This window comes from Lysobacter sp. cf310, from assembly GCF_900114355.1.
In the GTDB taxonomy this organism is placed as follows: Bacteria; Pseudomonadota; Gammaproteobacteria; order Xanthomonadales; family Xanthomonadaceae; genus Lysobacter.
The window spans coordinates 883614-902652 of sequence record NZ_FOSS01000001.1; the positions used below are offsets into that span (position 1 = coordinate 883614).

17 protein-coding genes are annotated in these 19039 nt (G+C 69.3%); 2 read left to right on the forward strand and 15 right to left on the reverse strand.

All coding sequences use genetic code 11. From position 1 onward, the window contains the following. The first annotated feature begins 43 nt into the window (after positions 1 to 43). A complete protein-coding gene (gene pyrF, locus BMZ45_RS03855) occupies positions 44 to 856 on the forward strand; it encodes an orotidine-5'-phosphate decarboxylase (RefSeq protein ID WP_091632622.1) in 813 nt (270 codons plus the stop codon). A 139-nt stretch (positions 857 to 995) separates the two neighbouring features. After that, positions 996 to 1940, forward strand: a complete 945-nt coding sequence (locus BMZ45_RS03860; protein WP_091632625.1) for an MBL fold metallo-hydrolase — start codon at positions 996 to 998, stop codon at positions 1938 to 1940. Between the two features lie 162 nt (positions 1941 to 2102). Here the strand turns inward: BMZ45_RS03860 and BMZ45_RS03865 are convergent, their stop codons facing one another. From BMZ45_RS03865 to BMZ45_RS03935, 15 genes are all read right to left on the reverse strand, one after another. After that, positions 2103 to 2942: a glycosyltransferase family 2 protein gene (locus BMZ45_RS03865; RefSeq protein ID WP_091634056.1), complete on the reverse strand. Its 840-nt coding sequence runs from the start codon at positions 2940 to 2942 to the stop codon at positions 2103 to 2105. Between the two features lie 37 nt (positions 2943 to 2979). Beyond that, positions 2980 to 3813 (reverse strand): glycosyltransferase family 2 protein, encoded by an 834-nt coding sequence (locus BMZ45_RS03870; protein ID WP_091634059.1) that lies wholly within the window; start codon positions 3811 to 3813, stop codon positions 2980 to 2982. A 52-nt stretch (positions 3814 to 3865) separates the two neighbouring features. Next, on the reverse strand, positions 3866 to 6076 hold the full coding sequence (gene gspD / locus BMZ45_RS03875) for a type II secretion system secretin GspD (protein ID WP_091632627.1): 2211 nt from the start codon (positions 6074 to 6076) through the stop codon (positions 3866 to 3868). Positions 6077 to 6086: 10 nt separating this feature from the next. Further along, positions 6087 to 6899 carry a hypothetical protein gene (locus BMZ45_RS03880; RefSeq protein WP_091632630.1) on the reverse strand — a complete coding sequence of 271 codons (813 nt, stop codon included), beginning with the start codon at positions 6897 to 6899 and terminating at the stop codon, positions 6087 to 6089. Then, on the reverse strand, positions 6889 to 7560 hold the full coding sequence (gene gspM, locus BMZ45_RS03885) for a type II secretion system protein GspM (RefSeq protein WP_254776522.1): 672 nt from the start codon (positions 7558 to 7560) through the stop codon (positions 6889 to 6891). Before gspM ends, BMZ45_RS03880 begins: the two co-directional genes overlap by 11 nt. Further along, on the reverse strand, positions 7550 to 8689 hold the full coding sequence (locus BMZ45_RS03890) for a PilN domain-containing protein (protein WP_091632633.1): 1140 nt from the start codon (positions 8687 to 8689) through the stop codon (positions 7550 to 7552). The genes gspM and BMZ45_RS03890 overlap by 11 nt, the downstream gene beginning before the upstream one ends. A 71-nt stretch (positions 8690 to 8760) precedes the next feature. Beyond that, positions 8761 to 9675, reverse strand: a complete 915-nt coding sequence (locus BMZ45_RS03895; protein ID WP_091632635.1) for a general secretion pathway protein GspK — start codon at positions 9673 to 9675, stop codon at positions 8761 to 8763. Continuing rightward, entirely contained in the window at positions 9672 to 10328 is a 657-nt protein-coding gene (locus BMZ45_RS03900; protein ID WP_091632638.1) for a prepilin-type N-terminal cleavage/methylation domain-containing protein, read from the reverse strand. Before BMZ45_RS03900 ends, BMZ45_RS03895 begins: the two co-directional genes overlap by 4 nt. Next, a complete protein-coding gene (locus BMZ45_RS03905; RefSeq protein ID WP_091632641.1) occupies positions 10325 to 10786 on the reverse strand; it encodes a type II secretion system protein XpsI in 462 nt (153 codons plus the stop codon). The genes BMZ45_RS03900 and BMZ45_RS03905 overlap by 4 nt, the downstream gene beginning before the upstream one ends. Beyond that, positions 10783 to 11202, reverse strand: coding sequence for a type II secretion system protein XpsH (locus tag BMZ45_RS03910; RefSeq protein ID WP_254776560.1), 420 nt, complete (start codon positions 11200 to 11202; stop codon positions 10783 to 10785). The genes BMZ45_RS03905 and BMZ45_RS03910 overlap by 4 nt, the downstream gene beginning before the upstream one ends. A 112-nt stretch (positions 11203 to 11314) precedes the next feature. Next, the gene (gspG, locus tag BMZ45_RS03915; protein WP_091634064.1) at positions 11315 to 11746 is read right to left on the reverse strand and encodes a type II secretion system major pseudopilin GspG; all 432 of its coding nucleotides are present in this window, start codon (positions 11744 to 11746) and stop codon (positions 11315 to 11317) included. Positions 11747 to 12013: 267 nt separating this feature from the next. Then, a complete protein-coding gene (locus BMZ45_RS03920) occupies positions 12014 to 13231 on the reverse strand; it encodes a type II secretion system protein XpsF (protein WP_091632647.1) in 1218 nt (405 codons plus the stop codon). A 7-nt stretch (positions 13232 to 13238) separates the two neighbouring features. Further along, the gene (locus BMZ45_RS03925) at positions 13239 to 13703 is read right to left on the reverse strand and encodes a hypothetical protein (RefSeq protein ID WP_139215376.1); all 465 of its coding nucleotides are present in this window, start codon (positions 13701 to 13703) and stop codon (positions 13239 to 13241) included. A gap of 41 nt (positions 13704 to 13744) precedes the next feature. Further along, positions 13745 to 15496: a type II secretion system ATPase GspE gene (gspE, locus tag BMZ45_RS03930; protein WP_091632652.1), complete on the reverse strand. Its 1752-nt coding sequence runs from the start codon at positions 15494 to 15496 to the stop codon at positions 13745 to 13747. A gap of 141 nt (positions 15497 to 15637) precedes the next feature. Beyond that, positions 15638 to 18958 carry an RHS repeat domain-containing protein gene (locus BMZ45_RS03935; RefSeq protein WP_139215377.1) on the reverse strand — a complete coding sequence of 1107 codons (3321 nt, stop codon included), beginning with the start codon at positions 18956 to 18958 and terminating at the stop codon, positions 15638 to 15640. Positions 18959 to 19039: the final 81 nt, after the last annotated feature.

Sequence of the window (19039 nt, forward strand, 5' to 3'; positions counted from 1 at the left end):
CCGAAACGGTGGGCGTCTTCGCAAAGACCGACAGGACATCACCATGAGCTTCATGCAGGCGCTGCGCACGCGCTGGACCCAGGCCGAGTCGCTGGTCTGCGTCGGCCTCGACCCCGAACCGGCCAAGTTTCCGGCGCGCTTCGGCGCCGATCCGGACGCGGTGTTCTCGTTCTGCCGCGACATCGTCGACGCCACCGCGCCCTATGCCTGCGCGTTCAAGCCGCAGATCGCGCACTTCGCCGCGCTAGGCGCCGAGGACGCGCTGGCGCGCGTGATCGCGCACGCGCACCAGGCGCATCCCGGCATCCCGGTGATCCTGGACAGCAAGCGCGGCGATATCGGCAGCACCGCCCAGCACTACGCCAGCGAAGCCTTCGACCGCTACGGCGCCGATGCGGTCACCGCCAACCCCTACCTCGGCCGCGATTCGGTGCAGCCCTTCCTCGACCGCGCCGAGCGCGGCGTGATCGTGCTCTGCCGCACCTCCAATCCGGGTGCGGGCGATCTGCAGGACCTGATGGTCGACGGCCGCCCGCTGTACCAGCACGTCGCCCACAAGGTCGCGCACGAGTGGAACGCGCACGGCAATTGCGCGCTGGTGGTCGGCGCGACCTGGCCGGAACAGCTGCGCGAAGTGCGCGCGATCGTCGGCGAGGTGCCGTTCCTGGTGCCCGGCGTCGGCGCCCAGGGCGGCGACGTCGAGGCGGTGGTCAAGAACGCCAAGACCGCCGACGGCACCGGCCTGATGGTCAGCTCCTCGCGCGCGATCCTGTACGCGTCCTCGGGTGAGGACTATGCCGAGGCCGCTGCGGTCGCGGCGCGGACTCTGCGCGACCAGATCAACGCTTGCCGGTGAGGCAGCCACGCGTAACGAGTAAGTAGCAACGAGTGACCCGCAAGAGCACCATCGCATTTAGCAGTTGCTCGTTCCTGGTTGCTCGTTACCGGCTAGTCGTTACCCAGCACCCATCACTCCCCACCGGTCGCCGCCACTGATGGATCGCCACCGCCGCCGCCTGCTCGCCGCCGCCCCGTTCGCGCTGGCCGCGGGCGCCTGGCCCGCCGCTCCCGCGCTGGCCACGTCCATCGCGCGCAAACGCACGCGCCTGATCCTGCTCGGCACAGCCGGCGGCCCGACCCCGAAAGCGCTGCGCGCGGCGCCCGCCAATGCGGTGGTGATCGACGACGCGGTCTACGTGGTCGACTGCGGCAACGGCATCGCGCGGCAGCTGGCGTTGGCCGGGCTGTCGCTGGGCGCGATCCGCGACGTCTTCATCACCCATCACCATTCCGACCACAACGCCGACTACGGCAATCTGCTGTGGCTGGCCTGGGCCGCCGACCTGCGGCGTCCGGTCGACACCTGGGGGCCGCCGCCGCTCAAGCGCATGACGCGGCAGTTCCTCCGGCTCAACGACAGCGACATCCGCACCCGCATCGCCGACGAGGGCCGGCCGCCGTTGGCGCCGCTAATCCGCGCGCACGAGCTGCGCCACGGCGGCGTGGTGATGCGCGACGAGCGGGTCAAGGTGACCGCGGCGCTGGTCGAGCATCCGCCGGTCGCGCCCGCGTTCGCCTACCGCTTCGACGGCCCCGACCGTTCCATCGTGTTCTCCGGCGACACCCGGCCGTCGCCGGCGCTGGTCGAACTGGCGCGCGGCGCCGACGTGCTGGTACACGAGGTGATGTACCTGCCGGCGCTGGAGCGATTGATCGCCAGCGAAGCGCAGGCCGCGCGCTTGCGTCAGCACCTGCTCGACAGCCACACCACCACCGAACAGGTCGGGCGCCTGGCCAGCGAGGCCGGCGTCAAAACCCTGGTGCTGAATCACTTCGTGCCGGGCGGCGACGCCTCGCTGACCGATGCGGTGTGGCGCGAAGCGGTGGCGCCGCACTTCAGCGGCGAGCTGATCGTGGGGCGGGATTTGATGGAGATCTGAGGGGCAGGAGCAAATCCCCCCTGCCCCCCCCTTTTTCAAAGGGGGGGGGGAACAGCAACAGCTCTTTAAGGAAGAGACCGGCAATAGCCTGCCCCCGCTTTTGATCCCCCCTTTGAAAAAGGGGGCTAGGGGGGATTTGCTTTGGCTTTGGCTTTGGCCGTATCAACGCAGCCAAGCTCGCACGGCCGCGATGGGGAATCGCAGCCAGATCGCCGCGAACACGCCCACCCGGGTCGCGAAACCGCGACGCGCGTATTCGAACTTGCGGAAGTAGCGCCACAACCCGCGATGCTTGTGCCACTCCACGAACAGCGGCCGCGAGCGGCTGGATACGCCGCGCACGTGCAGCACGCGCACGCCGTTGGCCACCGCGACCGTGGCGCCGGCCTCGCGGGCGCGCCGGCACAGGTCCAGGTCTTCGGCGTGCAGGCGATAGCCCGGATCGAAACCGCCGATGCGCTCGAACAATGCGCGCGGCATCAGCATCAAAGCCCCCGACACCGCCTGCACGCGCTGCAGCGCCTGCGCGTCGTCGGGGGCCAGGTTGAGCGCGGCGCGGGGCGCGCGGCGAAGCGCGCCGGCCAGCATGCCGGCGAAGTCGGGATCGTTGCGGCGGGCCGCGCCGTCGCGCACGCCGTCGTCGTCGACCAGGTCCGCGCCCAGCAGCGCCTCGCCCAGCGGCGCGGCCAGCGCGCGCAGGCGCGCGAGCGCGTCGGCTTCGAGCAGGCAATCGGGATTCACGAACGCCAACCAGCGCGCCGGCGCCGCGCCGAGGTCGGCCACGCCCTGGTTGCAGCCCACGCCGAAGCCGGGGTTGTCGGGGTTGTCGATGAAACGCACGCGCGCATCGCTGGCTGCGTGGCGCTGAACGATATCCAAGGTGCCGTCGCTGGAGTGGTTGTCGACCACGCGGATCGCGCTCACACCCTGCGCGGCGCGCAGACGGCCGAGGCAGTCGTCGATGGTCGCCGCGCTCTGGTAGCTGACCACGATCGCGGCGATGCCGTCGTCGGGCCCGGCCGCGGCGCGCGGTGCGGAATCAGGTGAAGAGGTCACGTTGCGGATCCGGTGGGCCGACCCCGTCGAGCAGGGCGGCCAGTCGTTCGCGCGAACCGCGTAGCGGGTCGCTCATCAAGAATCCCGCCAAGCGCGCGTGCCAGTCCGGCCAGCGCACCGCCAGGTGGTCCATGTCGCCGTCGCAGGGCCCGCCCTCGCCGCGACGGGCGACGAAGGCGGTTTCGCACAGCGCGTTGCGCCAGCCCAGTCCCGACAGGCGCAGCGACAGATCGGTGAGCGCCGCGTACCAGGAGCCGTAGCTGGCGCCGTCGATGCCGCCGGCGCGTTTGCGCGCGCTGCCGCGCAGCAGCACGGCGTGGCCGATCGCCGCCGGCAGCTCGGGGTACAAGGCCGGCATGCCCGCGGCCGCGCGCGACAGCCGCTCCAGGTCGGCGGGCACCGCCTCGATCTCGCCGATGCGCGGCCAGGACGCGGCCTCGCCGGCGTTGCTCCAGGGGGTCGCGGTGGCGATCGCGCCGTCGGTGGCGAAGCAGGCGGCGAGCCGGCTGAGCCAGCCCGGCGCGGGGATCGCGTCCGGCGCCAGCACCGCCACGTCGGCATCGCCGCACACCGCGAGCGCCTCGCCCAGGTGGGCGGCCTCGCCGATCGGGCGCTGGCGGCGGGTGTAGTCGGCCTTGAGCGGGGTGCGCGCCATCCAGCGTTCGACGATGGCATAGCCGCGCGGGCCGGCCTGGGCGTCGTCGGCCAGCCAGACCCGGGTGCCCGGCGGCGTGCACGCGTCCAGCGCGGCCAGACAGGCGTCCAGCGCGTCGTCGTCGACGCCGACCGGGACCACGACGATGGGCAGCTCGAGCATGCGCAGACGATCCGCGATCGATCGCGGATCCGTCAAGGCTGGATCGACCGGCTCAGGGCTTGCGACGCTTGGGCTGCAGCGGCTCCATGGCCCGGAAGCGGCGGCCGTACTCGTCGGTCAGGTTGCGCACTTCCTGCGGGTTACGAACGATGGTCGGGGTCAGCAGGATGATGGTTTCCAGGCGCTCGTTGACCGAGGACTGGCGCCCGAACAAGCCGCCGATCACCGGAATCCGGCTCAGCCCCGGGAAGCCCGAGGAGCCGCGACCGAGCTGGTCGCTGATCAGGCCCGCCATCAGCACCGTGTCGCCGCTCTGGATCGCGGCCTCGGTCTTGAGCTTGCGGGTGTCGATGCGGACGTTGCCGTTGCGATCGGGGTTGCCGGTGGGGCTGCTGACCTCCTGGACGATGTCCAGGAACACCATGCCGTCCTTGCTCACGCGCGGACGCACCTTGAGGATGATGCCGGTGTCCAGGTACTGCACCTGGCTGTAGGTATTGTCGTTGCTGGAACCCGGATTGACCGTGACCGAGGAGATCGGAATGCGGCTGCCGACGTTGAGCGTGGCTTCGGCGTTGTTGCGTACCAGCACCGACGGCGACTGCAGCAGCTGCACGTCGGTCACCGCGTCCAGCGCGCTGATCACGGCGGCGGCGTTGCGGCCAAGGAAGGTCCAGCCCAGGCCGCCGGTACCGTCGGTCACCGGCTTGATGCTGCCGGCCAGGGTGCTCCAGGTGGTGCGGCCGACCGCGTCGGGCAGGCCGTTGTCGGTGACCGCCTTTTCGAAGAACCAGTTCACGCCGTAGGACAGATCGCCCTTGAGCTGCACGGTCGCGACCTGGGCCTCGATGTGCACCTGCATCGGCATCACGTCGAGCTTGTCGATCACATCGCGGATCGAACGCCAGGCGCCGGGGCTGCTGCGCACCAGCAGCGAGTTGGTTTCCTCGACCGCGGCCACGCCCACGCGCGCGCCGTCGATTTCCAGGGTGACCGCGCCGTTGCCGCTTTGGCGCGAGCCCAGCGACATCTCGCCGCCGCCGCTGCCGCCCGTACCGCCGGTGCCGCCGTCCTTGCCGCCGATGTTGGCGGTGGAACCGTTGGCGCCGTCCTGCAGTTCGACCGGATCCAGGCCCGGCATCAGCGAAGGCGAGCCGCCGCCGGAATCGCCGCCGCCGCTGCGGCCGCCGCCGAACACTTCCGACAGGCGCTGGGCGAGTTCCTTGGCCTTGATGTACTTGAGTTCGTAGGTGAACAGCTGCATTTCGCCGCCGGCGCCGTCGATGCGTTCCAGCCACTGCTGGATGTCGTCGAGGTAGTCGGCCTGGGTGCTGATCACCAGCACCGCGTTGGCGCCTTCCAGCGGCATGAAACGGAACATGCCCGCGACCGGCGACTTGCTCTGCTCGCCGAACACCTTCTCCAGGTCGGCCACCACCTTGGTCGCCTTACCCGACTGCAGCGGGAACACGCCCACCGACATGCCCGACAGCCAGTCGACGTCGAAGATCTCGATGGTGTGCAGGTAGTTCTCGAGCTCGGCGCGGCTGCCGCCGACGCTGATCACGTTGCGCGCGCCGTCGACGTTGATGATCGCGTTCGGACGCGCGTAGGGCTTGAGGATCTTCTCCATCTCGGTAGCCGAGATGTAGCGCAGCGGCACGGTGCGCACTTCGAAGCCGCGCGCGGTCGAGGCCGGGTTGGTGCTGGGCGCGACGTTGCCGGCCAGGGCCTGATCGGCGGGCACGACGTTGTAGCGGCCGCCGCTGTAGACCAGGCGCGCGTTGTTCCAGCCCAGCACCATTTCCAGCAGGTTCATCGCCGCGGCGGGGCTGACCGGCTTGGGCGTGGACAGGGTCACGGTGCCCTGCACGCCCGGCGCGATCACGTAGTTCTGGCCCAGCATGTCGCCGAGGATGGCCTTGACCACCGCATGCAGCGATTCGCCTTCGAAATTGAAGGTGGCCGAACCGCTGGTGGCGCCGATGCCCGGAGGCGCTTCCGCCGCCGCGCTGCGATTGATGACCTGACCGGTGCCGCGCCGGATCTGCGGACGCGGGCCGCGGTTCTCGTCTTCCAGCGGCTGCGAGGAAACGCCTTCGCTGGAGGAGGTGCCGGCGGTGCCGGCCTTGCCGGAGAGCGTCGCCGGATCGGCATCGCGCCTGACGTTGGGGACCGGCCCGCTGGCGCAGGCCGCCAACAGGCTGGCGATGGCGAAGCCGACGATGGCGCAGGACGCGATTGGGTTGTGACGTAGCTTCATGCGTTCACTCTCACGGCGTCTTGGCCGGGGGTTGCTGGGCTTGCTGTTGCCGCAATTGGGCGCGACGCGCCTCGATCCTTTTGCGGATGGCTTCCATCTGCGCCTGCTCGGTCATCGGTTCGCTACCGGCGGGGCTGATGACGGTGTTGCTGTTGGTGACCGGCGCCACCTGTCCGACCGGATTGGTCGAAGGCGACGGCCCGGTGGCGCTGCGCGCGACCGGCTGCGGTTGCGGCGGCGGCGGTGGCGGGCGTGTGTTCGGCACGGCCGGATTGGGCGGCGGCACCGGCACGGCGACCGCGGTCGGCGGCTGCCCGCCCTGGCCGTCGTACACGCGCAGGTCCATCTCGCGCCGGCCCTCGGGGCCTTCGAACACGGCCTTGCGCGGATCCAGCGCGCTCAGGCGCCAGGCCGGATGCGATTCGGGCACTTCGCCGAGCTTGACCCGCACCGACTCGCTGCCGTCGGCCGGCTGCAGGATCGCCATCTTCAGATCCGGCGTGATCAGCACGCTGGTCAGCACGTAGTCGAAGGTGTTGGCCTGCACGGTCTCGTCGCCCTTGCCCTGAACGAAGAACGCGCGCGGGCGGCGATCGTCCATCAGCAGCGGACGCGCGGCGATTTCGCCGTACTGGGTGAGCGGACCGATACGCGGCTTGGCCGGCGCGCGCGATTGCGGCAGGGCCTGGACCAGGCTGGCATCGTCGTCCAACAGCCGGGTCTGACGACCCATGCCGGCCAGGGCCAGCAGCCAGGCCAGCACGGCCCAGCCGGCCACCGTGGCCAGCAACCAGGTACGCGGACTGGCGGCGTCAAGGCGCATCGGCGGCCCCCGGGACGTTGGCGGGCTTGGGCGCCGGCGTCGCGGCCGCGGGGCCGGGGCGCAGGTAGCCGTAGAGGTCGAAGCTCACGTCGACGCCGCCGTCGGACGAGGGCCGGCCGGTGCCGGGCACGAAGTAGCCGCGCGCCGACAGCAGATTGAGATTGCCCACGAACAGACGCGGCGAACCGGTTTCCAGCGAATGCAGCACGGCCGCGGTCTCGCCGGTGCCGCAACGCAGGCGCACCTGCACGACCACGCGCGCGTACTTGTCGCGACGGCTGGTGTCGGCCAGCGGCGAGCGGTTGTCGATGCGGCAGCTTCGGTTGCCCGGGCTGGCCTGGGCGACCACGTTTTCCAGGCGCTGCACCAGGGCCGCGCTGGCCAGTTCGGCCGAGGCCTCGGGCAGGAAGCCCGGCAGGCCGGCTTGCTGCTGGCGCACTTGCGCCAAGCGCTGCTGCACCTGCGGCGCCTGCTGCAACTGCATGCGCTGGCGCAGCTCGCGCTCTTTCAGGCTGTCCAGGCGTTCGTTGGCTTCCAGCATCGGCACGGTCCACCACGGGTGCACCAGCACCGCGTAGGCCAGCGCGAGCACCGCCAACAGCAGGCCCAGCGCCGCCCAGCGGTCGCGTTCGATGCCGCCGATCTTGAGCTCATTGGCCACGGGCGGCCTCCGCTCGCGGCGGACCGATCTCGGCGGTCAGGGTGAAACGGTCGCGGCCGCTGGTGGGGTCGGGCTGGACCGCGCCGGTCAAGGCCGGCGAGCGCCACAGCTGGGTGCCCTGCAGGCGCGCGATCAGCGACGAGGCCTCGCGGCTGAGGCCGATCAGCAGCAGGCTGTTGTCCTCGATCGCGAGTTTTTCCAGGTAGGTGCTGTCGGGCAGACGCTTGCTGAGTTCGTCGATCAACTCGATCGTGCTCGGACGCTCGGCGCGGGTGCGGTCGAGGAAGGCCTGGCCTTCGATCAGTCCGATCAGTTCCTGGCGCTGCGCGGCGGCGTTGCGCGCGGCGACGGCATGGCTGGCGATGGTCTGCTCCAGGGCGTCGGCGGCGCTGCGGCGGTTGGCCAGCAACTGCCACATGGTCGCGGCGATCGCGACCAGCGCGACCGCGGCCAGGGCCAGGTTCCACAGCCGGAACGGATCGCTGTGGCCGCGGCGCTGCGCGGGCGGCAACAGGTTCACCGCCAGCGGCATGCCGTCGGCACCGGCGACGTCGACGCCGGCCAGGCTGTCGGCGAGCGGACCGATCGCGGCCAGTTGCGGGTTCAGGGCCTGGCGCGGCACCGCCACCAGTTCGGCGTCGAGCTGGCCGTCGGCATCGCGGCGCGCGAGCACACGCGCATCGAACGCGACCGCATCGGCGGTGAACGGGGTTTGGCGGTCGATCTCGAAACCGACCACGTCGCGCAGGCGGTCGGCCGCGGCGGCCGGCAGCGCCAGGCGGCGGCGCAGGCTGGTCGCGGCCGGCAGCAGCAGCCAGCGCGGCAGGTCGGCCAGGCTGGACGGCAGCAGCGGCGCCAGCGGATCGCTGGTGTGGGCGACCACCGCGCTGGGGCCGCCGGACAGCGCGGCCAGTTCGGCGGCGGCGGGGTCGGCATAGGCGGCCAACCCGGGCAGCACGCCCAGTTCGCGCAGTTCGGCGCCGCGCTGCAGACGCAGCGACACGGCATCGCCCTGCACCTGCAGCAGCAGGCGGCCGCGGTCCATGCCCAAGGCCTGGCGCGCGCGCAGCGGCAGCCAGGCCGCGAGATTGCGCCCCCACCACGACAGAAAACCGCCCGCGCCGGGCATCACGCGGCTGCCCAGACGTCGTAACGGATTGTCCGTCTGCCAGCTTCCCGGCCGGCTTTCCACTTGCGAATTCATCGTGGCGAAGCTCCCTCCTCCCAACGCAACGGTGTATAGGCCATGCCTGGCACGGCACCGCCTCCCGCGCGCACGACGACTCGCAACACCGACTCGCGGCCATCGGAGAGCCGCGCGCGGCTGTCGATACTATAGGTGCCACTGCCTTCGCCGACGAGACCGGGCAATTGCCCGGGCAATCCCCCGCCCGGCATCGGTGTGCCATCGGGGTTGCGGCGGCCACGCTGGGCCACCACATCGGCACCGTTCAGGCCCATCGCATCCAGCACCGGTGCCGCAGCGAACGCGGGATCGGGCTGGGCGCGGCCACTGTAGACGGTCAGGTAGGGCTCGAGCTTGGCATACAGCGCGGGCGTGAAGCCCAGGATCTGCTCGACCTCGGCCACACTTTCGAACTCTGCGTCCTTGGCGCCGTAAGGCAGACCCGCCGAGGCGTAGTCCGGATCCTCGGCCCCGCCGGCGACCTGGGTCAGCGGATCGGGATCGCGCCAGTCGGCGATGGCCGAGGCCAGACGCGCCGCATCGGCCTGTTGTTCGATGCCGCCCACGCCCTGGATCAGCGCGGTCAGCAGGGCCGGATCGGCCTGGTTGAGATCGACCTTGCCGTTCTCGTCGATCAACTTCACTTCGACCTCGGCGCCGCCGTAGGACCAGCGATAGGCCGTGCCATCCGGACGCCATTGCAGGCGCGGATCGGCCTGGCCGACCCGAGTCAGTGCAAATTCCATGCCTGCACGCGCTGCGTTTTGTGCGACCAAGCCACGCATCAACACGCGGCCCTGCAGATTCTCGACCCGTGCCGACAGCGCGAACGCGCCGATCAAGGCGGTCAGCATCGCGATCAGCCACAGCACCAGCAGCAGCGCGGCGCCGCGGGCGTGACGGTGGGCGCTGCTGCGCGGCGCGCTCATATCGTCCCCGGCACGACGCCGCGCGCGACGCTGGCGGCCAGCGGCAACGACACCACCAGCGGCGGCCAGTCGCGGCCGTCGATATCGGTCAGGGTGACTTCGACCATCAGCGGCAATTGCTCCACCGCCTGCCACCGCTCCTGCCAGTCGCCGAGCTTGCCGGTCTCGTCCAGGGCGCGGTAGCGGAAGCGCGCCGACTTCAGGCCTTCGACCAGAAGTTCCGGCGGACGCTCCTGTTCTTCCTCGATGGTCTGGCCGGCCAGCACCATCGACAGCGACAGCATGATGCGCGCCTGGTCGCCGTCGGATTCGATCGCGAAATCGTGCAGGTAGGGGCCGCCGCGGCCGAGGTAGTCCGGCAGGTCGGCGACGAAGCGCAGACGGTCGGGCTCGCCGATGAAGCGCTGCGGCAAGGCGCTGGACTGGTCGAAGCCGAACGCGACCGGGCGGGTCGCGATCAGGCGTTTGCGCAGGAAGCCTTCGACCGCGCGCTGGCGTTCGTTGCGCTGGGCCATGGCCTCGCCGCGCGTCGCGGTCTGGGTGGCGGCCGACAGCGTCGCGAAGGCCAGGGCCACGCCCGCGGCCAACAGCACGGTCGCGAGCAGGATCTCGATCAGGGTGAAGCCGGCGGCGGCGCGAGGCGCGCGCATCATGGCAACACCGCTTCGGTGCCCGGCAAGGCGCTGCGCAGGCTGCGCAACTGGAAGCGCTGCGCGGGCCCGCCGTCGCCCCACTCCACCGCCAAGGTGATTTCGAACAACTGCGGACCGTTCACATCGACCGGTTGCGCGACCGCGGCCACGGCGCGGTCGCGCCACGGCGCCACGCCCAGGGTCCAGCGGTAGCGGCCTTCCTCGAAGTCGCCGCTTTGCTGGCCCGGCGTGAGCGGCTCGGCCACGCCGACCTGGTCCAGCAGCGACTGCGCGTACAAGCTCGCGCGTCCGGCGTCGCCAGCCCAGCGCACCTGCCGCGCCGAGCCAGACAGCGTGCCCAGCAGCAGCGTCATCGCCAGCGCCAGCAGCGCGAAGGCGATGATGACTTCGATCAGGGTGTAGCCGCGCGCCGCGCGCGCGGCGCGCCAGCCGGACCGACGCGGCGGCCGCGCGCTCATCGGCGCGCCTCCACGCGTTTGAGGCGCACTTCGCCGGTGAGCCAGGCGACGTCGATGTTCCAGCCCGCACGCTTGGCGCTGAGCTGGATGCGGCCACCGGTGGATGCGCCGTCGTTGAAGAACACGATCGCGCCCTGGCCTTCGGCGGGCTGCAGCTGGCGCGCGCCGACGAAGGACAGTTTCAAGGACTTCGGAATCTCGCCCGCGCGCCCGTTCGCGCCGCTCCAGGTATGCGCGCCCGGATCGATGGTGAAGGTCTGCTTGCGGCCGGTGGCGATCGCCTGGGTGCGGGTGTAGCGCAGCTGCGCGGCCAGTTCCTTGGCGTTGCTGCGCAGCTGCATGCCGGCGATGCCGCCGGTGAACGCGAACGCGGCCAGCAGGCCGATCGCCGCGATCAGCGCGATCACCAGCAGCATTTCCAGCAAGGTGAAGCCGCGCGCCGGCGCCACGACCGCCCGCGCCGAGGCAAAGCCCCGGCGGCCCCCTACGGGAGCGCAAGGGCGATGCCGCGACTGCCTCATGCGCGGCTTACTCGAACTTGACGTCGCCGTCGACGCTGGTACCGCCGGGCTTGCCGTCCTTGCCCAGGATCACCACGTCGAAATCGCGGCCTTCGCCGGGCGAGCGGTACTCGACCGGATGGCCCCAGGGATCCTTGAGGTCGGTGTCGCGGACATAGGGGCCGAGCCAGCCGCTGGCGTCCGAAGGCGCCTTGACCAGCTCGTCCAGCGAGCTCGGCAAGCGGCCGGTGTCCATCTGGAACGACTCGACTTTGCCGGCCAGGGTCTGCACCTGGGTCTTGGCGAGCTTGAACTTGGCGTTGTCGTTGGCACCGAACACCTTGGTCCCGACCACCGTCATCACCGCGCCGATCAGCACGATCACGATGATGATTTCGATCAGGCTCATGCCGCGCTGCAAGGCGGCGGACGGGCGGCGCAGGGAACGGGGATTTCGCATTTCGTTCATCCGTAGGTGGTTGGGTACACAGAAGAGGCGATCCTGCCAGGGACGATCCCGCTGCCCCCGGGACTCGGTTCGACCGCCGCGCGTCGGAACGGTTCCGGGGCGGCAGGGTCCAGCTCGATTCTGTGCCGCGATTCCGACGCCGGTGCAGGCGCGCGGGAAGCGGTACAGCTTGCGTTCAAAACGGCGGCAACGCGTCGATCCGGACCCTCGCACGCGAGCCTGAACAGGGAACCGCGTCGCAATTTCGCCGCCCCGCCCTCAGCCGATCGCATTGGTCAGATCGTACAGCGGGGTCAGGACCGCCAGCACCACGGTGCCGACCACGCCGGCCAGAACCACGGTGATCACCGGCACCATCGCCGCCAGCATGCGGTCCAGGGCCAGGCTGGTTTCGTGCTCGAAGGTCTCGGCGGTCTTGACCAGCATGGTGTCGAGCGCGCCCGACTCCTCGCCGACCTGGATCATCTGCAGGGCCAGGCGCGGGAAGCGCTTGCCCTTGCCCAGCGCGGTCGACAGGGCCACGCCGTTCTTGACCTCTTCGGCCGCGGCTTCGACATCGGCGGCCAATACGCGGTTGTCCATCACGTTGCGGCCGATGCCCAGCGCGGTCATCAGCGGCACGCCGTTGCGCACCAGGGTGCCCAGGGTGCGCGCCAGGCGCGCGGTCTCGATCTTGGCGACCAGGGCGCCGGCGAACTTGCGCTTGAGCAGCCAGCCGTCCAGCGCTTCGCGGAACACCGGATCGCGACGCTTGCGGTCGAACCACCACAGCGCCACCGCCGGCGCGGCCACCAGCAGGAACCACCAGTCGCGCACGAACAGGCCGATGCTGAGCACGATCTTGGTGAAGAACGGCAGCGGCGCGTCCAGGCTCTCGTACATCACCGCGAACTGCGGTACCACGTAGCCGAGCAGGAACAGCAGGCTGGCGCCGACCATCACCACCAGGATCGCCGGGTAGATCAGCGCGTTGATCACGCGGCCCTGCAAGGCGCGGCTGCGTTCGAGATAGTCGGCCAGCCGCGCCAGCGTCTCGTGCATGCTGCCGCCGGCCTCGCCGGCACGCACCATGTTGATGTACAGGCGCGAGAACGTACCGTGCTGGCGTTCCAGCGCGGTGGACAGCGAAGCGCCGCCGCGTACCGCGTCGCGCACGTCGGTGACGGTGCGCTTGGCGGCCTCGTCCTCGGGCAGCTCCAGCAGGATGGTCAGCGCGCGGTCCAGCGGCTGGCCGGCGCCCAGCAGGGTCGCCAGCTGCTGGGTGAACTGGACCAGGCGCGCGCCCCCGAACGGCTTGGGCTTGAACAAGCCCTTCCACACCGAAGCGCCGCCGGCCTCGCTGGCCAGCTTGGCCTCGACCGGCAGATGGCCCTGCTCCTGCAGGCGCTGCACGACTTCGGAGTTGCTCGCCGCCTCCATCTGGCCGTCGAGCATTTCGCCGCGGGCGTTGAGCGCTTTGTAGTGGTACAGGGCCATCGGCGGCTCAGTCGCAGGCCATGCGGTCGGCCGGCACCACGCGCGGGTTGCCCAGCGCGAAGGCGCGGATCGGGCGCGACCACATCTCGAAACTGGAAATGCCCGGCGTGACCGCGCAGGAGCTGGTGTACTCGAAGCGCTCGCCGTCGGAGGAGATGTAGAGATCGAACTTGATCGCGACCGCGAGGTCGTGACGGATCGTCAGCATGGTCTCGCCGCCGTCGGCGCTGCCGCTGGCGGTGACGTTGGCCTGGGCCGCGTCGCTCACCACCGTGCTGCTGGCCTTGCCGTCGGCCACGTCGACCTTCAGGGTCAACGGCGGCTGGCCCTTGCCGACCGCGAAACCGGCCGGCAGCGCCGCCTTGTCCAGCGATTTGGCGGCGGCCTTGCCCGCCGCCTGCGCGACGCCGGCCATGGCCAGCGCGGCCGCCAATACCCACAGGCCCGATATCCTTACCGTTGCGTTGTTCATACGCCCTGCCTCTATGGTGGTGGCGCGCGGCCCCGACGCGATCACGCGTCTTCGGTCACGCGCAGTACTTCTTCGATCGTGGTGTGCCCGGCCAGCGCCTTGACGATGCCGTCCTCGTACATGGTGCGCATGCCGGCGTCGCGCGCGATCTGCTCGATCTCGCCCATGCCCGCATGGCGCATCACCGCGCGCCGCAGCTCGTCGTTCATGACCAGGAACTCCATGATCGTGGTGCGGCCGTGGTAACCGGTCGGCGCCAGCGCCGACCCGCGCGGGCGATACAGGAAGATCTCGCCCTGCGGCTGGTAGCGGCGCAGATGGAACTTCTCGATCTCCTCCGGCGAGGCGGGATACTTCTCGGCGTGGGTCGGCTCCAGGCGGCGCACCAGGCGCTGGGCCAGGATGCCGTTGATGGTCGAGGTCAGCAGGTAGTCTTCGACGCCCATGTCGAGCAAACGGGTGACGCCGCCGGCCGCGTTGTTGGTGTGCAGCGTGCTCAGCACCAGGTGGCCGGTCAGCGCGGACTGGATCGCGATGCGCGCGGTCTCCAGATCGCGCATTTCGCCGATCATGATGATGTCCGGGTCCTGGCGCACGATCGAGCGCAGCGCATGCGAGAAATCCAGGCCGATCTGCGGCTTGGCCTGGATCTGGTTGATGCCCTCGATCTGGTACTCGACCGGGTCCTCGACGGTGATGATCTTGACGTCGCTGGTGTTGAGCTTGCTCAGCGCGGTGTACAGCGTGGTGGTCTTGCCCGAGCCGGTCGGGCCGGTCACCAGCAAGATGCCATGCGGCTGGTCCAGCACCTTCTGGAACTGCGGCAGGAACTCGTCGGTGAAGCCGAGCTTGTAGAAGTCGAACACCACCGTCTCGCGGTCCAGCAGTCGCATCACCACCGACTCGCCGTGCGCGGTCGGCACCGTGCTCACGCGCAGGTCCAGCTCCTTGCCCTGCACGCGCAGCATGATGCGGCCGTCCTGCGGCAGGCGGCGCTCGGCGATGTTGAGCTTGGCCATGATCTTGATGCGGCTGATCACCGCCGCGGTCAGATTGGCCGGCGGGCTCTCGCCCTCGGCCAGCACGCCGTCGACGCGGTAGCGCACTTTCAGGCGGTTCTCGAACGGTTCGATATGGATGTCCGACGCGCGCAGCTCGACCGCGCGCTGGATCACCAGGTTCACCAGCCGGATCACCGGCGCCTCGGAGGCGAGGTCGCGCAGGTGCTCGACGTCGTCCAGATCGCCCGAGCCCTCGCCCTCGGCGGTCTCCACGATCGCGCCCATCGCGCTGCGGCCCTGGCCGTGCCAGCGCTCGATCACGTCGCCGATCTCCGAGCGCAGCGCCACGTAAGGCCGGATGTCGCGCTGGGTCGCCAGGCGCAGCGCGTCCAGCGTGTAGACATCCTGCGGGTCGGCCATCAGCACCTCAACGGCCTGCTCGGTCTCGCGGACCGGGCAAACCGCGAACTGCTTCATGAATTTGAGTGTCAGGGCAACGCCTTCCGGGGGTAATTCCGGTGCGTCCTTGATGCTGACCAGGGGCAGGTCCAGCACCGCGGCCACGGTTTCGGCGTGGTCGCGCTCGGACACCAGGCCCAGCCGGGCCAGCAGCGCCAACAGGCTGCCGCCGGTTTCCTCCTGCAGCCGGCGCGCGCGCGCCAGGTCCGGCTCCTTGAGCCGGCCCTTGGCCAGCAGGGCCTCGACGATGGCCGCGTCGACGACGGCTTGTGGGCCTCCGGCCCCGGCCTCAGCGGTGGACGACCCGGTCTCTGGAGCCCCGGGCGATCCCATATTGGTGGCTACTGCGTTCACGTCACCCTCCTGCGCGTGAACCCGGACTTTAGCAGTTTCGGTCGCATTCTCTGCCAGTCTGTCCGGGCACGCAGGCGGTGGCCGCTAGCGGCGCGACATCGGCCGCAGGCTTCGCCTCCCTCACTCGCCCTTCAGCTCCTTATCCAACTTTTGAGCGTCCAAACGTCCCTCAACCCGGAATACCCCCTGAAACTCGTTCGAACTGGATGACTTCTGGCTCTCAGCACTGGATTTACCTTGTGCATCGTTCACCGAGCGCTGGCCGAGGTTGTTCAGCACGAAAGCGGTAGCCGCGTGTCCCGCCGACTCGGCCAAATCGCGCGTTCCTTCGATCATCTTGCCGATATTCTTAGTCTCGCGCTCAGCCAGCTTGGCTGCACGATTCGCCGTATTTCTGGCCTGACCCGAGAGTTTCGAATACGCACGGGCTGATCGAATCAGGCTGGGCGCGGTTCTCCAGGAGCGCAGGAGGAACGACCCCGTACCCGGTATCACAGCGCCGATAGTGCCCGCCACGGCGATATCCGATTTGTCGAGTTCTGACCACTCCCTGTGCTCGACCTTCCGTTGGATGAGGATTTCGATCCCGATGCCGAAAAGCGCGCCTCGCGCCATGACTCCGCCTACCGCGCAAGCGGGGCAACGCCCATCGGGATCCGTGAACGAGTACGGATTGTTGTACGCGTACGCATAACGATTGAAATGAAGCGGGCCTTCGTCGGCCACGGTCACCGGATCGACGCTGAGGAAGCGTCCGACATTCTGGTCGTAGTAGCGCTGCTGCATGTAGGTCAGCCCGGTGGCGCCGTCCATCACGTGGCCGGCGTAACCCACGCCGTTGTAGGCGGGCTTGTTGATCGCGCCGCCGTACGGCTCCCAATGGGTACGATCGATCACCGCGCCGGCGGTGTCGGTGACCGCGATCGGGCTGCTCAGCGCGTCGGTGTGCTGATACTTCAACTGACCGACGCCGGTCGCGCGGCTCCACTCCACCAGCGCAAGCAGGCTGCCCCCCAGATAGACGTGAGGCACGTTGAGTTCCGGATGGCTGTCGTTCTGCGCCTCGCCTTCATGATGCTCCTCGCGATACAGCAGTTGTCCATCTACGTTGTAGAACGATAGCGTGGAGGTCGTGTCTGGGCGACCGGTGACCGACACACGGCGTCCGTGGGCGTCGTAGCGATAGACCTCCTTGCCGGCGACCCTGCGCAGGCGATTGCCGTAGTCGAAGTCGTATTCCTGTCCGTTCTTGTTGTTCAAGTTTCCTTGCGGGTCGTAACCCAGGCCCAGGGTGGTGGCTCCCGCATCGTTTCGGAAATTCGTCACCTGGTTCTTTTCGTTGTACCAGTAGTAGTCGGTGACCGTGGTCGCGCCGTTGAAGTTGCTCTTGTAGCGGATATTGTCCAACGCGTCGTAGCCGAACCCGCGTACCGTCAGCCAATGCAGGTGAGCCTGCACCAGGCGATCTCGATTGTCGTAGACCATGTCGCGATTGCCGCTGTAGAGGCCCGCCGCCGCGTTGACGTCGCGAATCGCCGTGGTGTTGCCGTTGCCGTCGTAGGCGTAGGTCTGGTCGAAAACGCCGGAATCCGTCACGCGCGCGGGCAGCTGACGCGCATTCTGCGCCATCGTGTGGACGACACCGTTGCCGTAAACGAAGCGCTTGATCGCACCGTTGGGGTAGTAGCTGACGTTATCGGCGAGCGTGCCCCAGTTGGAACCGACCGACACCGCCTGTCCCAGCGCGTTGTTGGCATAGCTGATCGGCTGTCCGTCCGGAATGACCACGCGATTGCGGTTGCCGTAGCTGTCGTAACCGTAGCTCGCGGACCAGCTGTACGACCCCGGTCGCGCCATCGTTTCGGCCGTCGGCATGCGGCGCTTGTTGTAGGCATAGGTATTGACGACCGTACCCTGGCCGTCGCCGTCGTTGCGGGTGGTTACCTCGCGCGCCAGACCATCCGGCGTGTAAGCCCAGGTCTGGTCGCCGCGTCCATCGGGGAAGGCCAGCGTGGCCAGACGGTTGCGCTCGTCGTAGCTGCGCAGCGCGCGGCGGCCGGATTGCTCGGCCTCGGCCTGGTTGCAGTTGTTCGGATCCGGCAGATCCAGGCCCGCCGCCGACCAGGCCAGGTTGCCCGCCGCGTCGTAGGCCATCACGGTGGCGCCGGTCTCGGGCTCGATGATCTTGCACAACTGCTGGTACTGATCGTAGACGTATCGCCGCGCCAGGCCGGTCGGGCCCGAGGGCGGCTGCGACACGGTCACACTGGCGGTGGCCGAACGCGCGGACAGGCCCCGGTTGTCGTACGCGATCGCATGCACCGTGTGCGGACCGATGCTCACCGCCGACCAGCTGAATTCGTAGGGCGCGGCGCTGTCGGTATGGATCAGTTGGTTGTCGGCGTAGAACTCCACGCGGCTCACGCCGTCCGGATCGGACGCGTTCGCCTGCAACGCGAAGCTGGCCGGCACCGTCGCCTGCGCGCCACTGGCGGGGCTGGTCAGCACGATGGCAGGCGGACCGTTGCCGACGATCCACATCGCCGCCGAGTCCGTGTGGTAGCCACGCGTGTCGAACGCACGCGCGACCAGGCTGTGGCCGCCCTCCAGGCCGGTCCAGTGCAGTTCGTAGGGCGCGCTGGTGTCCTCGCCCATCTTGATGCCGTCGACCAGGAACTCGACCCGCTGCACGCCGTCGTCGGGGTCGGACGCGTTGGCGGTGAACGCGATCGGACTTCCGGCCGTGTAGACATAGTTGTTGCCGGGGCCGGTCAGGGCGACCGCGGGCGGGCTGTTGTTGGTCGGTACCGCGGCCACGTCCACGGTAGCCAAGGTCAGACTGCCGCTCTTCAGGTAGAAGCGCAGCCCGCGGCTGTCGATCCCCCCGACGGCCGAGCCATTCTGTCCAGTGGCCCACCGGGTCATGATGCTGCCGTCCGGCAGGGAGTACCAAACCTCCGCGTTGGCCGCGTTGGAGTTCCAGCTGACCGTGGTGTAGCAAGCGTTGCCGCCCCAGGGAATGGTGCAGGTCTGCGGCGACGCCGTGATCGAACCGCCAAGCACGTTGAAGGCACGGCCGGCACTGACCGGATCGATCCAGCGGCGGTCGCACATTTCGAACGATGCGTCGATGAAATACCGGCCCGGTGGCAGGTTGTTGAGCACCTGGCCGTTAGTGACGGAGGTATCCAGCCCCGGACCGGTGACGAAAATATTGATCGGCCCGCAGCCCGAGGTCGCGTTCAACAACACCTTGACGTTGGCGGGCGCGGCGAAGTTCATCTCCGGCGCGGCGGGATAGCTGAAGCTCAGCGTCGGCCCCGCTGCGGCCGCAGCCAGCCCCGGCAACAGGGCCGCCAGCAGCAGCCACAACCACCACGTCACTCGCAGCGGCGCGCGCATCGCCCGCGCCGAACCCATCGCATCATTTGTCTTGCGCATAAACCGACCTATGGGCCGAATCCGGCCTGCTGTCCTATGCCGTACCGCGAACCGCATACGCGGCCCGCAATCCCCTGAGCG

What these genes read in the sequence shown, in the direction of transcription:
- BMZ45_RS03860 (WP_091632625.1), top strand. Translation starts at nt 996, where the DNA reads ATGGATCGCCACCGCCGCCGCCTGCTCGCCGCCGCCCCGTTCGCGCTG.
- BMZ45_RS03895 (WP_091632635.1), bottom strand. Translation starts at nt 9,675, where the DNA reads ATGAGCGCGCCGCGCAGCAGCGCCCACCGTCACGCCCGCGGCGCCGCG.
- BMZ45_RS03870 (WP_091634059.1), bottom strand. Translation starts at nt 3,813, where the DNA reads ATGCTCGAGCTGCCCATCGTCGTGGTCCCGGTCGGCGTCGACGACGAC.
- BMZ45_RS03935 (WP_139215377.1), bottom strand. Translation starts at nt 18,958, where the DNA reads ATGCGCAAGACAAATGATGCGATGGGTTCGGCGCGGGCGATGCGCGCG.
- BMZ45_RS03900 (WP_091632638.1), bottom strand. Translation starts at nt 10,328, where the DNA reads ATGATGCGCGCGCCTCGCGCCGCCGCCGGCTTCACCCTGATCGAGATC.
- BMZ45_RS03880 (WP_091632630.1), bottom strand. Translation starts at nt 6,899, where the DNA reads ATGCGCCTTGACGCCGCCAGTCCGCGTACCTGGTTGCTGGCCACGGTG.
- gspE (WP_091632652.1), bottom strand. Translation starts at nt 15,496, where the DNA reads ATGGGATCGCCCGGGGCTCCAGAGACCGGGTCGTCCACCGCTGAGGCC.
- pyrF (WP_091632622.1), top strand. Translation starts at nt 44, where the DNA reads ATGAGCTTCATGCAGGCGCTGCGCACGCGCTGGACCCAGGCCGAGTCG.
- BMZ45_RS03890 (WP_091632633.1), bottom strand. Translation starts at nt 8,689, where the DNA reads ATGCCCGGCGCGGGCGGTTTTCTGTCGTGGTGGGGGCGCAATCTCGCG.
- BMZ45_RS03910 (WP_254776560.1), bottom strand. Translation starts at nt 11,202, where the DNA reads ATGCTGCTGGTGATCGCGCTGATCGCGGCGATCGGCCTGCTGGCCGCG.
- gspD (WP_091632627.1), bottom strand. Translation starts at nt 6,076, where the DNA reads ATGAAGCTACGTCACAACCCAATCGCGTCCTGCGCCATCGTCGGCTTC.
- BMZ45_RS03905 (WP_091632641.1), bottom strand. Translation starts at nt 10,786, where the DNA reads ATGAGCGCGCGGCCGCCGCGTCGGTCCGGCTGGCGCGCCGCGCGCGCG.
- BMZ45_RS03920 (WP_091632647.1), bottom strand. Translation starts at nt 13,231, where the DNA reads ATGGCCCTGTACCACTACAAAGCGCTCAACGCCCGCGGCGAAATGCTC.
- BMZ45_RS03925 (WP_139215376.1), bottom strand. Translation starts at nt 13,703, where the DNA reads ATGAACAACGCAACGGTAAGGATATCGGGCCTGTGGGTATTGGCGGCC.
- gspG (WP_091634064.1), bottom strand. Translation starts at nt 11,746, where the DNA reads ATGCGAAATCCCCGTTCCCTGCGCCGCCCGTCCGCCGCCTTGCAGCGC.